Annotated in this window: 19 protein-coding genes and 1 pseudogene; all 20 read right to left on the bottom strand. The window is 41.0% G+C overall.

Annotated features, from left to right (window positions below; all coding sequences use genetic code 11):
- Positions 1 to 271, bottom strand: a 271-nt coding sequence (locus tag G626_RS0113895; protein ID WP_022933392.1) for a transposase, incomplete at its 3' end; no start/stop codon positions are given.
- Between the two features lie 120 nt (positions 272 to 391).
- Positions 392 to 955, bottom strand: coding sequence for an elongation factor P (gene efp, locus G626_RS0113900; RefSeq protein WP_231365126.1), 564 nt, complete (start codon positions 953 to 955; stop codon positions 392 to 394).
- A gap of 45 nt (positions 956 to 1,000) precedes the next feature.
- Positions 1,001 to 2,215, bottom strand: a complete 1,215-nt coding sequence (gene earP, locus G626_RS0113905) for an elongation factor P maturation arginine rhamnosyltransferase EarP (protein WP_022933394.1) — start codon at positions 2,213 to 2,215, stop codon at positions 1,001 to 1,003.
- Positions 2,216 to 2,683 (bottom strand): hypothetical protein, encoded by a 468-nt coding sequence (locus G626_RS17765; protein WP_022933395.1) that lies wholly within the window; start codon positions 2,681 to 2,683, stop codon positions 2,216 to 2,218.
- Positions 2,684 to 2,686: 3 nt separating this feature from the next.
- Positions 2,687 to 2,887, bottom strand: coding sequence for a hypothetical protein (locus tag G626_RS0113915; protein WP_027727216.1), 201 nt, complete (start codon positions 2,885 to 2,887; stop codon positions 2,687 to 2,689).
- Between the two features lie 25 nt (positions 2,888 to 2,912).
- Positions 2,913 to 3,269, bottom strand: a complete 357-nt coding sequence (locus tag G626_RS0113920) for a YraN family protein (protein ID WP_022933397.1) — start codon at positions 3,267 to 3,269, stop codon at positions 2,913 to 2,915.
- Positions 3,259 to 3,531, bottom strand: a complete 273-nt coding sequence (locus G626_RS0113925) for an EscU/YscU/HrcU family type III secretion system export apparatus switch protein (protein ID WP_022933398.1) — start codon at positions 3,529 to 3,531, stop codon at positions 3,259 to 3,261. Before G626_RS0113925 ends, G626_RS0113920 begins: the two co-directional genes overlap by 11 nt.
- Positions 3,528 to 4,544 carry a hypothetical protein gene (locus tag G626_RS0113930; RefSeq protein WP_022933399.1) on the bottom strand — a complete coding sequence of 339 codons (1,017 nt, stop codon included), beginning with the start codon at positions 4,542 to 4,544 and terminating at the stop codon, positions 3,528 to 3,530. Before G626_RS0113930 ends, G626_RS0113925 begins: the two co-directional genes overlap by 4 nt.
- Before the next feature lie 231 nt (positions 4,545 to 4,775).
- Positions 4,776 to 5,123, bottom strand: a pseudogene (rplS, locus tag G626_RS0113935) (50S ribosomal protein L19); the annotation flags it as partial.
- 10 nt (positions 5,124 to 5,133) lie between these two features.
- Positions 5,134 to 5,913 (bottom strand): tRNA (guanosine(37)-N1)-methyltransferase TrmD, encoded by a 780-nt coding sequence (gene trmD / locus G626_RS0113940; RefSeq protein WP_022933401.1) that lies wholly within the window; start codon positions 5,911 to 5,913, stop codon positions 5,134 to 5,136.
- 4 nt (positions 5,914 to 5,917) lie between these two features.
- Positions 5,918 to 6,481, bottom strand: a complete 564-nt coding sequence (locus G626_RS0113945) for a ribosome maturation factor RimM (protein WP_022933402.1) — start codon at positions 6,479 to 6,481, stop codon at positions 5,918 to 5,920.
- Between the two features lie 15 nt (positions 6,482 to 6,496).
- The gene (locus G626_RS0113950; RefSeq protein WP_022933403.1) at positions 6,497 to 6,733 is read right to left on the bottom strand and encodes a KH domain-containing protein; all 237 of its coding nucleotides are present in this window, start codon (positions 6,731 to 6,733) and stop codon (positions 6,497 to 6,499) included.
- Positions 6,734 to 6,753: 20 nt separating this feature from the next.
- A complete protein-coding gene (gene rpsP / locus G626_RS0113955; protein ID WP_022933404.1) occupies positions 6,754 to 7,005 on the bottom strand; it encodes a 30S ribosomal protein S16 in 252 nt (83 codons plus the stop codon).
- 117 nt (positions 7,006 to 7,122) lie between these two features.
- Positions 7,123 to 7,875, bottom strand: coding sequence for an amino acid ABC transporter ATP-binding protein (locus G626_RS0113960; protein ID WP_022933405.1), 753 nt, complete (start codon positions 7,873 to 7,875; stop codon positions 7,123 to 7,125).
- Between the two features lie 9 nt (positions 7,876 to 7,884).
- Positions 7,885 to 8,562 carry an amino acid ABC transporter permease gene (locus G626_RS0113965; protein WP_022933406.1) on the bottom strand — a complete coding sequence of 226 codons (678 nt, stop codon included), beginning with the start codon at positions 8,560 to 8,562 and terminating at the stop codon, positions 7,885 to 7,887.
- A 4-nt stretch (positions 8,563 to 8,566) separates the two neighbouring features.
- Positions 8,567 to 9,373: an amino acid ABC transporter substrate-binding protein gene (locus tag G626_RS0113970; protein WP_022933407.1), complete on the bottom strand. Its 807-nt coding sequence runs from the start codon at positions 9,371 to 9,373 to the stop codon at positions 8,567 to 8,569.
- Positions 9,374 to 9,421: 48 nt separating this feature from the next.
- The gene (gene argH / locus G626_RS16865) at positions 9,422 to 10,873 is read right to left on the bottom strand and encodes an argininosuccinate lyase (RefSeq protein WP_022933408.1); all 1,452 of its coding nucleotides are present in this window, start codon (positions 10,871 to 10,873) and stop codon (positions 9,422 to 9,424) included.
- A 150-nt stretch (positions 10,874 to 11,023) separates the two neighbouring features.
- On the bottom strand, positions 11,024 to 12,409 hold the full coding sequence (locus tag G626_RS0113980) for an ABC transporter substrate-binding protein (protein ID WP_022933409.1): 1,386 nt from the start codon (positions 12,407 to 12,409) through the stop codon (positions 11,024 to 11,026).
- Between the two features lie 157 nt (positions 12,410 to 12,566).
- Entirely contained in the window at positions 12,567 to 13,577 is a 1,011-nt protein-coding gene (locus tag G626_RS0113985; protein WP_022933410.1) for a carbohydrate ABC transporter permease, read from the bottom strand.
- On the bottom strand, positions 13,570 to 14,484 hold the full coding sequence (locus G626_RS0113990) for a carbohydrate ABC transporter permease (RefSeq protein WP_022933411.1): 915 nt from the start codon (positions 14,482 to 14,484) through the stop codon (positions 13,570 to 13,572). The genes G626_RS0113985 and G626_RS0113990 overlap by 8 nt, the downstream gene beginning before the upstream one ends.

Genomic DNA, 14,484 nt, shown 5'->3' on the forward strand with positions numbered 1-14,484 from the left:
CATGTTCAGCTATTCCAAATTTTATTGCTGTCTCTCTGTCAGATAGACTATATTCTTGTTGATAGTTTAATACTTTTAGCTTGAATTCTGAACTAAAAACTGTAGTTTTTGATTTTTTATTAATGAATCCGTTCGTGTTGTATTTCTTTACCCATAATTTTATCAAACTGATATTAATTTCTAAATCTCTTGATAATTGCCTTACAGGTATTTCTTCTTCAAGATGTTTTTTTATAACTGACATCTTAAAAGCTTCTGTGTATTTGGACATAAAAAATGCACCTCCAAAATTAAACTTTATGTCTAACTTTTGGGGTGCACTTCACTACCATGCGGTCTTTTTTTTACACAGTGGTTTCGATACGGCTTCGCCTACTCAACCACCATTAAATTAAGCTTTCGCTCTTTCGAGGAATGAACCGTCGCGTGTATCGATTACGATTTTGTCGTCTGTGTTGATGAACAATGGAACGCGAACTTCGATTCCTGTATCAAGTGTAGCAGGCTTCAAAGACTTTCCTGAAGTATCACCCTTAACACCTGGTTCACAGTAAGTTACTGTACGTGTAACACGAACTGGAAGATCGATACCAACCGGCTTTCCTTCGTAGAATGTAAGGTTTACTTCAAGGTCATCTTCAGGAGTGATGTATCCTGCATAGTCACCAAGGTCTTCCTTAGCGAGTTCAAACTGCTCGTATGTATCCTGATCCATGAATACGAATGTGTCGCCGTCGATGTAAGAAAGCTTTGTTACGTGTGATTCAAGATCTACTTCGTCAAACTTCTCACCAGCATCAATACCAAGGTCCATTGTAGAGTTTGTTACAAGGTTCTTAACGCGGAAGCTTGTTACCATTCCGGCACGTCCTGAACGCTGTCCGAGCATCTTCTGAACGATAAGAGCATTACCTTCGTACATGAAGGCTGTTCCAACTTTTAACTGTGATGTCATTAACATAATATAAAACCTCTATAAAAGAATTTACAAAAATAGTTTCTATATTATATCAAGTTTTTCAATGTATGTCATTAAGTTGTAAGCCAGGTCACCATTTTTTCTTAGGGAAGCTGCAAAGGATCGAAAGCCGGAAACAAGACGAGGAATGGAAGAGAAAAACTGATTATATGGATTGCTTCGTCGCTGCACTCCTCGCAATGACGAGTCTGTACCGTCATTGCGAGCCGAAGGCGTGGCAATCCAAGTCTCACCATTTATCTCTAACCACGCCTTTGAAATGATGTCAAAATCTTCTTCATCAAAATGAGGTCTCATTCTCTCAAGCAGAGCCTTCACCTTCACCAGCTGATATTCATCACTCTGAGGGTAAGCATGCCAGATAAATGGAATGCCGGAAAGGCAGGCACGCGACATAGATTCTTCACCGCGAATTACAAGGGCTGAACAAGACTTCATTATCCTGTCCCATTCACTCTGATTCAGATATGGAAGTTCTTCTACGAAGTTGGTTTCGATACACTCACTCCGTGAGCACTCAACCACCTTACGTACCGCTGTCATAAAACTTTCTTTACCGCGCCCCTGGGCTACCAGAAGCTTCTGCTCAAGCGGTGGTTTCGATACGCCCTTCGGGCACTCAACCACCGGAACAACAGTAGTACTCAACCACCCTTCAAGCAGACTCCGCCAGTCACCCTCATAAGTGAAAATCAGGACAGGACCATCCTTATGCCAGACTGGTAATTCCTGCCACTGGTCATCAATCACAAGGCCGCCAGTCTTTTCTGTAAAGCCCGGCATAAAGTTTACTTTCTGAACTTTTGCACTGCGGGTAAGAGACTGCAGGCAGTGAAAATCTTCGGCATATTTTTCTGCAGTAAGATAATCTATCATGATAATCTGAACAGTACGCTGCAATTTTTCTTCAAATAAAATGCGCTCCATCCAGTCTGGTCTGCCGCACTGAAAGAGTTCAAGAATTAAAGCAAGTCTCTCTCCGTCATTCTGGCTGAAAACCTCATGGCATAACTCATTATTATTCCAGGGAAAAATTTCAATGTCATCAATATTAATGGATTGCTTCGCTGCGCCCGTAATGACAGAGCTTTCAATTTTTGCAAAGGCTTCTAAATCATCAACGACGAGACAAATTTTATATTTAGACTGGATTTTTGCAAGGCGGCGACAAAGTCTCCAGGCGACACCAATATCACCAAAATTATCTACCACCTTACAGAGAATGGTTATATACATTTAATTGATTTTGCTATAGAGTCCGCTTAATTCATCGCGCCACTGCGACTGCTGCTCGCGGCTTTCCCATTCGATTATTTTTTTGATTGTAAAATGACGCTGGTCTCTGATATTTTCATACTGAAGGACTGCAAAGCGTCCCTGACCAATATAAGCAACTTTTTCGTTTTCACCGGTTGGTTCAGATTCTTTTACCTGATTCAAAACACAATCAAAGTGAAGAGGCTGTCCGGTAGACTTGTCTGCAATAGCACTCGCAATATCAGTTATAGGCTGTCCGCATTTTGGACAAATGATTTCACGTGCCTTAACATCCTGAATTGCCGCAACTCTCTGGCGTTCAGCATCCAGATCTTCATATAAGGCCTTGTTAAACTGAAAAGCTTTCTGCTTATTTTCACGAGGCTGATCAGATCTTTTCTGATTATTCCAGTTATTCGAATGCTTTCTATTGCGACGTCTATCCATAATTTAGTCCCGAAATTTCAATTCATCCGGATCTTCAATCAAGTGATTACTTATCACCTGTGCAATTCGCTGAATTGCGTTATCAAGATATTCCGGACTCTGAATTTTCTTCCTTAACTCCAAAATCCTAGGAGACAGATCGATAGAATCGGTCCGCTCAAGGACAAGAGTTGCTGCCCCTGTTGATTTTCCACCAGAAATCATAGAATCTCCCTTTGACACCCACGTTTTATTCTGAAAAAGCATTTTCGATATGATACACCGGTTCAAGCCCAGGCATATCAATAACAATTACATCAAATCTGACATAGCTGTTATTATATTCTCGATGTTTTAACAGAAAACGTTTAGATGTTTTTATGATTCTTTGACGTTTCTGATAATTTAACTCTCTCTGAATCATATCTAAAGTGCCGTTTGGAAGCGTTTTTACTTCCACAAAGGCTAAGATATCATTCTTAACTGCTATTATATCAATTTCTCCACGCTTTGTCCGCCAGTTACGCTCAATTATTTGAAATCCTTTTGCTTCAAGACAAGCGGCAGCCCTCTTTTCTCCTTCATTTCCAATTTCTTTAGTGTTCATTCCGCCTCTCCTTATCATCCTTAGAGAGAATAAATGAAAAAATAACCGCAAGAGCCTGCCAGGTATTCTCCGGAACTATATCTCCAGCCGAAGAAAGGCCCAGCATATCAACAAGAACCTTATCTTCAGTAACAGGTATACCCTCTTTTTCGGCCTCTTCAAGCATAATGTCAGCAGTCCGGCCTTCCCCTTTAGCAAGAATCACGGGAGCTTCACTTCCTTCTATATATTTAAGCGCTACTGCCTTTCTTTTTGAGTTCATACCTGGCCTCCAAAAGAAACAAAACTTTCCAGTCCGCTTGCATTTCCTTCCAGTTCTTCTTTTTCTGCCCAGCTGATTTTTCCCGGATTTATACCTGCTGCCATAAAGTGCTTTTTAAGCTTTATTATCTGATTATCCGGATTTTGAGGCCTCATTTCCCCTGAATCACTTACATTAAAATATGTATTTGAGATTTTCCTACCTTCGTAAACAAGGCTGAATAAGTATTTTTGATTATTATAACTACAGTCCAGATTCAAAAGCTTAAGGGCAGATGCTGAATCAAATAAAAGCCGTATACAGCCCTTGCCAAGAAACTTATGTTCTGTATCAGGCATTTCTCTAAGCTGAACAAGCTCAAAAGGTAAAAGATACCAGGCCCCTTCTGTAGAATTGATTTTATTCAGAAGTTTTTGTTCCGACTCTTTTGATTTTGATGAGTCCGGCTGCTCAGCAGAATCTTCTTCCAGCAGCGTCAAAAGCTGCTTTATTTCCGCCTCATCGGCTTCAAGTCCTTTTTCTGCCAGCAGGCTCAATATTTCTGCAGCTGATTTTTCTTTTCCGGAAAAACGAAGGGCAAGGTTTCTTATTTTATCAGCAAGAGCTGAATCCATTTTCAGACCCATCTGTTTAAAAGATTTTAATATAGAAGAAGAAAGATTATCTGCAGGCAGTCCCAGCGATTCAAGAAGCGAAAAAAGCTGTGAATCGCTTATTTCATTAAAAGCCAGGGCAATTTCACTTGAAGCAGCAGCAAGAGAAGTGTCTTTTGGAGTTATGACAATACTGCCATTCTTTATACCTACAGTTGCAACAAAAGACTGTCCTGGTTGCAGAGCCTTTGAAGAGCTAAGCTGAACCCGAACACCAGCAACAGAGCCTTCATATTTTCCGCCTCCCCTGTCTGCAATTATACGCACAAGAACAGAGGAGCCTTCTTTTAGAACCTGACGGTTCACTCCCATTTGAGAAAGTCTTGCTGACTGTATTGAAACTGCACCTGCAGAAGACATATTTTTATTATAGTTAAAAAAAATAGGACTTCCAAGGCTGGAAGTCCTATTTTCACGAATAAGCAGGTGGTTTCGATACGATGCTTCGCATCACTCAACCACCGCCTTATTTTATTTTGCTTCTGCAGCCTTTTCTGCAGCAGCTTCCTTGCGCTCTTCCTTAATCTGAGCTTCTGTAGCGGCAGCAGCAGCTTCAGCGCGTGCGTTACGAGCAGCGATTTCAGCAGCAATCTTTCCACCAACCAAAGTCTTAACTTTAGCATCCTTACCGATCTTATCGCGGAGGTAGTAAAGCTTAGAGCGGCGTACCTTACCAGGGCGAACTACGTCAACCTTTACGATACGTGGGCTGTTATATGGGAATACACGTTCTACACCTACGCCGTAAGAAATCTTACGTACAGTGAAAGTCTGGCGTGCACCTTCGTTCTTCTTGCAGAGAACGATTCCTTCATAAACCTGAATACGCTCTGTTTTACCTTCGATAATCTTGAAGTATACTTTTACAGTATCTCCAACATTGAAGCCCTGAGCTCCAGGTCTTTTCTGTGTTTCTTCAATAGTCTTAATAATGTCCATGACAATTCTCCTAGCTGTTACTTTTCTTAGAACGCTTCTTTTTCTGCTTCTTCAAAAAGACAGTTTCAGTTATTTCCTCAATCATCTTTTCGGCTTCTTCAGTAAGCTGTCCTCTGGCTCTCGCACTGGCAATTAAGTCAGGTCTGTTTGCCATAGTTTTCATCAGCCGCTTCTTAAGCCGCCACTTTCGAATCTCCTCATGATTACCGCTCAGTAAAACTGAAGGAACCTTCATACCCTTCCATTCTTCCGGATGAGTATACTGCGGATACTCCAAAAGTCCGTCACAATAACTTTCTTCTTCAAGCGATTCGTGTTTAATAACACCGTCTACAAGTCTGTAAACTGTATCAATAACAACTGTTGCAGCAACTTCACCCGAAGACATTACATAATCTCCGATTGAAAGTTCAAGGTCAACATACGAATCAATTATTCTCTGGTCAATACCTTCGTATCTTCCACAGATAAAAACAAGTTCGTCTTTGTGACTAAGTTCTTCGGCAACCTTCTGTGTAAGTTGTTTTCCGCTTGGTGTAACAAAAATAACATACTTCTTGCGGGCATTTACACTATCAAGTGCCTTTGAAAGCGGTTCTGGCATCAAAAGCTGGCCAGCGCCGCCTCCGTACGTTCCGTCATCACAGGTATGGTGTTTATCAGTCGCAAAATCTCTGATGTTCACCAGATCGTAAGCAATAATTTCCTTTTCTACCGCTTTGGCCATGATTGAGTTTTCAAAAAAAGCCTTAACGATATCTGGAAATAAGGTCAGCACAGTAAATTTCATGGAATTACTCCAGAATCCAGAGGTGCATCAATTGCACCGTTTTGTTCTTAATATCAACCTTTCCAATAAACTCTTTATTGAAAGGAACAAGAACCTTTCGGTCACAACTCTCGGCGAGTGACACTTCTAACAAGTTACCCCCGCCGCCTTCCATTACGTCTGTGATTGTTCCTGCAACAGCCTTGCCTTTAAGCGGGCCCTCAGGTGCAATCAACGTTGCCGGAGCGTCTTTCCCTTCATAAACAAGGGAACAATCTCGTAAATCCTCAATATACCACTCGTCTTTATTCAAAGGCTTGCAGTATTTTCGCGGTACCTGAATTCCCCAGTGGCGGTATTTTAATACAGCCTCATCAGAATCTATACCAGCAAACTTAACATAAGCAACCGCATGTCCCAGAGAAACCGATTCAACCTTTGTTTCTCTATGCTCGTCGCCATGCACTAAAGTAACTTCCTTCAAATCAAGCAGATGCTCGTATTCTCCGGAGGCACTCTCAACCTTACATTCACCCGAAAAACCGTGAGTTCCACGGATGAAGCCAACAACAAGTTGTGCTTTTTCCATCAGCAATATTCCTAATTAGTTATCAAGAATATCAAGACTGTAGCGCTTACCGTCTTTTACAGCTGAAGCACTCAGAACTGTTCTCATGGCTTTAGCAATTCTACCGTATTTACCGATAACCTTGCCGATGTCACCATCTGCCACTCTGAGCTGGAGCACCATGCCTTTCTCGCCTTCAGTTTCATTTACAGATACAGCTGACGGATCATCGACCAATGATTTTGCGATGTATTCAATCAGGTCTTTTTCCATTTTCCTAGCCTCTCTGTAAACTATTCTGCCTTCTTAGCAGCCTGGCGATTCATCAGCTTCTTAACGATGTCTGTAGGCTGTGCACCAACACTGATCCAGTACTTAGCACGTTCCATATCGATAGAAACCTGATCCTTTTCCTGTGCGATTGGCATAAAAGTTCCAATTTCTTCGATACAAACGCCGTCACGTGGCTTCTGTGAGTCCTGAACAACTACACGGTAGCATGGACGCTTAGCTGCACCAAATCTCTTAAGTCTGATTTTGACCATTATATCCTCCATGGCACTGTTTCCAGTACCAAATTTTTACTATCTTTTGACACAAAGGGCATAAAAACGCCTATTGTGTATATTGAGATGATATATTAACTGATTTTTTAGTTTTATTCAAGACTTGAATCGTGATAAAAAGCTTTTAGTACGATCCATTTTCGGATTATTAATAACATCTTCCGGAGCGCCTTCCTCTACAATAACTCCGCCGTCCATAAAGATTATGTGGCTTGAAATATCGCGGGCAAAGGCCATCTCGTGAGTAACTACAACCATTGTCATTTTTTCTGCGGCAAGTTCTTTGATTACCGCAAGAATCTCTCCGGTAAGCTCAGGGTCCAGGGCCGAAGTTGGTTCATCAAACAAAAGAACCTCAGGCTTAAGGGCAAGTGCACGGGCAATGGAAACACGCTGCTGTTGACCGCCGGAAAGCTCACACGGGTAAGCTTTTGCTTTTGATTCCAGCCCCATACGTTTAAGCAGTTCCATTGCAACAGCTTCAGCTTCTTCCTTTGATTTTTTGAGAACACGGACTTGCGCCGCAGTAACATTTTTTAAAACTGAATAATGAGGAAAAAGATTAAAATTCTGGAATACAAGACCGCTTTTCAATATGATGTCATGTCTGGTCTTTTTATCTGCATAGACTCCATTCTCTACCAGAGTCTGTCCACAGATTTTTATAGTTCCGTCAGTAACAGTTTCCAGCTGAGAAATACAGCGGAGCATGGTAGACTTTCCGGAACCGCTCGGCCCGATAATACTTAAAACCTCGCCCTTCTCTACAGAAAAGGAAATACCCTTTAATATTTCAAGATTGTCGCGGAAAGTCTTTTTTATATTTTCAACTCTGATTATTTCTTCCATAATTATCCATCAATTATAATAACTCAACTTCTTTTCTAATCTCTGGAAGGCAATTGAAACAATCCAGTTCATTATAAAATAAAAAACGCCGGCAATAAAAAGCGGAACAAAAGAGAACAAAGCCCCCTGTCTTTCCTTGGCTACCATAAGAAGTTCCGAAACTCCGATTACAGAAACAAGAGCCGTATCCTTTACAAGAGTAATTACTTCATTACCCATAGCAGGAACAATTCTCTTAATTACCTGAGGAAGTACAATACTAAAAAATGTTCGTGCCGGTGTATAGCCCAGAACCTTAGCTGCTTCATACTGTCCTTTAGGAATAGATTCAATTCCACCACGGTATATTTCTGCAAAATAAGCTGCATAATTTATACTGAGTGCTACAATTGCAGCAACAAAGCGGTTCCATCTGAAGGAAACATCGTAGCCCTGCATAATCAGCCAGCGTACAAAGAGCCCCGGTCCAAAATAAACTACCAGCAGCTGCAGCATAAGAGGAGTTCCTCGGATAATCAAAAGGAAAGCATTTGTTACTCCGGAAAGGATTTTATGCTTAGACATTCTTCCCATAGCGATAGGAAGCGCTAGAGGAATTGAAAATATGATAGTAAGAAAGAAAACTTCAAGCGATGTGACAGAACCGTTCAGCATCGCCTGAAGCATTTTGATATATTTAACAGGCATCTAACTAGTTAATTGTAGAAATATCGCGACCAAACCATTTCTGGCTGATTGCAGTAACAGTACCGTCTGCCTTCATTTCCTTAAGGATTGCCCATACTGCATCACGGAGTTCCGGTTCAGATTTTCTGAAGCCAATTCCATAACCTTCGTTTGCAAGAGATTCATCAATTACCTTAAATGGCTTTTTTGTCTGTGCGATAGAATAATTTGCAACAACACTGTCCATTACAACACCGTCTACACCACCAATGTCCAGGTCATTCAAAGCTGTAATATTATCCTTATACATAACAGTCTTTGAAATTGATGCAGAGAAAGATGCATTATCATCTACAGCTTCCTGAGCACTTGAACCACTCTGAATACCTACGATTTTTCCTGTCATATCAGCAAGCGTATTAATTCCACTGTCTGCACGTACAACAAGAACCTGGTCATTGTTCAAATATGCTTCTGTAAATGAAAGTGCATTTTTACGTTCGTCTGTAATTGTAAAGCCGTTCCAGATACAGTCAATTTTACCTGTTTCAAGCTCCATTTCCTTTGCATCCCAGTCAATTGGCTGAGCACGGAAATCTACACCAAGGCGTTTTGCAACTTCTTTTGCAAGGTCAATATCATAACCAACAATTTCATTATCATCGCTGCGGAAACCAAGTGGTGGGAATGAATCGTCAAGACCGAGTACGAATGTACCACGAGCTTTAAGAGCTGCAACAGCATCTCCATCTGCCTTCTTATTTGATTTTTTGCAGCCTGCAAGGGCAAAAACTGCAGCGGCCATCAATACAGCACAAATAATTTTTTTCATAATAATCTCCTGGATTATCGGGTCAAGCCCGATAATGACATTCATGAATTAATTTATAAAATCACCAATAGGGTCGTTACCCTTTGATGTATTTTCCTTAACAAAGGCAGAAAGTTTTTCTATCTGCTTCTGAACTTCCGACGGAGCAGGTCCGCCGATTGTTTTTCTGATTTCTACACACTTTTCAGGTGTAATCAAATCAAAAATATCTTTTTCAAAAAGTGGACTTGCAGCCTGATACTCGCTGAAATCAAGCTCTTCAAGGCGGCAGTCTTTTTCAATTGCAATACGTACAAGTCCTGCAGAAACACCGTGAGCCGTACGGAAAGGAAGTCCCTTGCGAACAAGGTAATCTGCAATATCAGTTGCATTAAGATAGCCGCCGTCGCAGCCTGCAGCCATAACAGCTTTATTCCAGCTGGCAGTTCTTACCATTTCGGTAAAGATTCTCACGCTTGAAATTACTGTATCATAAGCCTCAAAGAAGCTGGACTTATCTTCCTGCATGTCACGGTCGTAAGCGAGAGGAAGCCCCTTCATCATAGTAAAGAGAGCTACCATATCACCATAAACGCGGCCGGTTTTTCCGCGGATAAGCTCAGCAAAATCAGGATTCTTTTTCTGAGGCATAATTGAGCTGCCGGTAGACCACTTTTCGCTCAAATCTACAAAATTAAACTCTGTTGTAGCCCAGTAAACAATTTCTTCACAGGCACGTGAAAGATGCATCTGTAAAATAGAAAGATCTGATGCAACCTCAAGATAATAATCGCGGTCAGAAACGGAATCCAGAGAGTTATCTGTTACTCCACCAAAACCAAGAAGCTCAGCTTCATAAGCACGGTCCAAAGGAAGACCGCTGCCGGCAAGCGCACAGGAACCTATTGGAGAAAGGTCTGCTCTCTCCCCCGCATCACGAAGACGGGTAAAATCGCGGCTAAAGCTCCAGGCCCAGGCAAGAACATGATGAGCCAGAGTTACCGGCTGGGCATGCTGCATATGAGTAAAACCTGGAATTAAAGTATCTTTATTTTCAGAAGCGATTTTAACAAGCACATCGATGAGTTTAAGAATTTCCCCACCAAGCTTTTTTATCTGATAGCGGAGATAAAGCTTTTCATCAAGAGCAATCTGATCGTTTCGGCTGCGGCCTGTATGAACCTTCTTTCCAGCCTCGCCTATTCTGTCTGTAAGGGTTGCTTCTACAAAAGAGTGAATATCTTCTGCAGAAAGGTCTACAGAAAGCTTTTCGTTTTTCAAGTCTTCTTTGATTGATTCAAGACCATCTACTATCTGATTTTTTTCTTCTTCTGAAATTAAGCCCTGTTTACAAAGCATTTTTGCATGAGCCTGACTGCCAAGAATATCAACAAAGGCCATGCGCATATCATCATTAATTGATGTTTCAAACTTTACGGCATCTGCGTCCGGACCTTCCTTAAAGCGGCCGTGCCAGAGTGCTGCGTGGTTGTCGTTAGTAATTGTACCGTGATTAGACATATTTTTATTATATAAAAAATAGACTTTCTTTTCAACGAACAGTATATGGCTTTAAAATGTCATTGCCCGGCTTGACCGGGCAATCTAGACAAAACTGTATTGTATAGATTCCCGCTTTCGCGGGAATGACATTTATCTTAAAGGGTGAACTTACTTGTTCATAGCCTCGTCAATTGTAGCCTGAAGTTCATTCTTCATAGACTCATATGTTTCCTGTGGATCAGCACCACCACAAATGTTCCATGAAAGTGGAGCGTAGTTCAAGCCAGGGATAAGCCAAGCATTCCAAGACTTTGAGTTATCCATCATGTACTGCATTGTTTCATCAACAGCACGTGTATCGCGGAATGAACCGTAGTAGCTTTCCTTCCAAGAATCTGGATCATCATAACCAGGAACTGTATCTGACCAGAAGTCATAAATCTTCATGATGTTGTTAACCTTGTCCTGTGAGTAGCAGCCAGGGATGATGAGCATGTTATCAGCGTTGAGTGTGAAGTATTTTCCGTCACCCTTTGGTCCGAGTGGAAGACATACCATACCCCAGTCATCTTTCATGTCTGCGAGCATACCATTTGGCTGTGCATCGTACTCTTCATCGTTATAGAATGCTGTTTCACCGTTCAAGAAGTCTGCCTTGAAGTAGTCCCAGTTAGCACCTTCTCCCTGTGGTTTGTTGTAGTTTACGAAGATGCGGCGAATATAGTCCCAAGCTTCCATTACATTGTCGCTCATATCGAGGTAGTATTTTCCGTTTGCATCAACGTTTACAATCTTACCACCGTTAGAGTAGATTGTTGGCCATGCAAATTCTCCGTTGAAGCCAGAGAGAGCATACTGGTCGATAATACCATCGTTATCTGTATCTTTTGTCAAAGCAGCACACATAGCTTCGAATGTTTCCCATGTCCATTTTCCATCTTTCTGGAGGTTGTATGGTTCATCTGGATCGAAACCGTTTTCCTGAAGAACGCGCTTGTTGAAGAAGATACAGTGGCGTGGTTCTGGTTTACCAACAGCAAATGATTTGCCAGGCATTACACCACAAACTGCCTTGTTCCACTTTTCCTTTGTCCAGTCGATATCTGGAACCTTAGAAACATCAGCCCAGAGGTTAGCAGCAAGTCCTGAGAATGCTGAACGACCATCAATGATGAAGATGCGGGCATCGTCACCACCAGTGATACAGTAGTTAGCTACTTCAGCAGGGTGTCCACCCCAACCTGCATTCAAGTTGTCCTGAATACATGTGAAGTTATAAGTTTCTTCGAGATACTTGCGGTATGCTCTCTGATCTTCTTCTGCCTTTGATGCAGCTGGAGCATCAGGATTTGACCACCAGTCATAAATTGTTACAGCCATACCACCGAAGTCATAGCCTTTCTTTGTAGCAGGGTTCTTAGCTACAGGAAGTTTTGAATAGTCTCCGTTTTCAGCTGCCTTAAGAGCTGCTGCAGATGGACCTTTTGATTTGTTACATCCAGCAAGTGCAAGAACACACATTGCAGACATTGCCAAAAGTGCAATTTTTTTCATAAAATTATACTCCTTTTTTATAAATTTACGCCGTATCCGGCAAATTGCCTAATTATTAATAATTATAACACCACTTTGATGAATTCACATAAGAAATTTTCCCTAAGGTATAAAAAAAATCCCCGGAAAAACCGGGGAACTGCTGCCTGAAAAAGGCCTACATTTTAACACCAGTGCTTGCAAGGCTCTCTACAAAGAGTCTCTGGCAGAAGATATAAAGAATAATCAATGGAAGAATTGCCAGAAGCATACCTGTTGAAAGAATGGCATTAGAATAACCAATTGGTGCTACAACTGAACCACCATGCAGTTTAGTAAGGTAAATACCAAACTTGTCTACAATACCTGTAAGCTGTATTGAAAGCAGCTGAATCTTACCTAAGAAGAGGTTTGAATAAAAGCTGTCTGTCCACTGCCATACAAAGGAGAAGAGGAAGCATGATGTAATAATTGGCTTTGCACCAGGAATCATAATTCTAAAGAAGGTCTTGAAAGGTCCGCAGCCGTCTACATAGGCAGCCTCTTCCAGCTCGAATGGGAAGCCCATAAAGAACTGACGGATCATAAAGATGTAAAGACCATTTTTAAGCCCCATACATCCAAGACACATCATAATATACGGAATCATAGAACCACGAAGGTTTATTGTTTTTCCGAATAAATTAAAGTAACGGAAGTGAAGGAACAAAGATGTAGAAATAGTCTGCGGAGGAATTACGATTACGAGAATTACACAGAAGAACCAGAAACGCTTAAAGGGAAAATTAAAGCGGGAGAAGCCGTAACCAACAAGACTGCACATACAAACTTCAATTACAGAAACAAAAATTGAAACCCAGAGGGTATTAAGCATTGTTGTTTTGTAATTCAAAAGATTTAAGGCAATTTTCCAGTTGCTTACAGAAAAGTGCTTTGGTACAAGAATAATAGTAGTATCATACAAGTCTCGTTCAGCCATAAAACTCAAGGCCAGCTTATTGAGAATTGGCTGAATAATCATAAAGCACATTCCGAACAAAAGGATTCCGCGGAAAATTGAAATTGCATACTTCTTGATTGTTTCTGTAAGAAGTATACCGTTTGATGCCTCGTTTCTTTCCCAGAAAGAGCGTTTTTCCAGAGCTGGAGCTGCAGCTGACTTTGTAACATTCTTATCTTTATTAGTCATAGTTGTATACCACCTTAGAAATAATCAATGAGCTTATACCAATTAACAACATACATACGATGAAGTAGATCCATGCCATTGCAGAAGAGAAGCCGTAATTCAAAAGCTCAGTCATCTGTGTATTAATCTTATCCATAATCTGGTTATCACTCTTCATAAAGAAGTCAATGATTGTATAAATCCAGCATACCAGCATAAGAGGACTTACCATAGGTACTGTAATCTTCCAGAGAGTTTCCCATGCTGTACAACCTTCCATGTGGGCAGCTTCATACATACCAGGGCTTATTGTCTGTAAACCGGAAAGGAAGATAATAATCTGAATACCAGAAGCCATAGCAACATCGTAGATAGAATCAATAATTTCAAAAACCTTTTCAAAGATTCTTGAACTGATTCCGCCTACTCCGCTTGAACTTGAAATAAGAATATCTTCAAGAACCTCGGTAATTGAGTTAGCATTTCCTGCCTCTTCAATCATATCCTTGAGCTGAGCCATAAGCGAGTTGCTTGATTCAAGGCCAACAAGAACACCAGAAGAAAGAATTACTGCCAGGAAGAAGATTGAGCGGGCAAGTGTTCTTCCCTTGAATTTCTGATTCAAAAGCAAAGCTACGAAGAAGCTGAATACAATTGTCGCAAGTGACTGGAAAATCATCTGGCTGATTGATTCAACCAGCATTCGGTTAAACTCAGCATCAACTAAGAAAGCCTTCTTAAAATTTGCAAAATTATTCCAATTCAGTTCAAAGCCCTGATTAGAAATTACAACATCAGAAAGTGCCATTCTCAGAGACTGTCCGAGAGGCTTTATCATAAAGAATACAAAACCAAGAATAAAAGGCAGAATAAAAAGATATCCATATAATGCCCTTCTTCCCATTAATCCTACATTTTTTTTCTTCAT

It is taken from the genome of Treponema bryantii NK4A124, from assembly GCF_000421345.1.
GTDB classification, from domain to species: domain Bacteria; phylum Spirochaetota; class Spirochaetia; order Treponematales; family Treponemataceae; genus Treponema_D; species Treponema_D bryantii_B.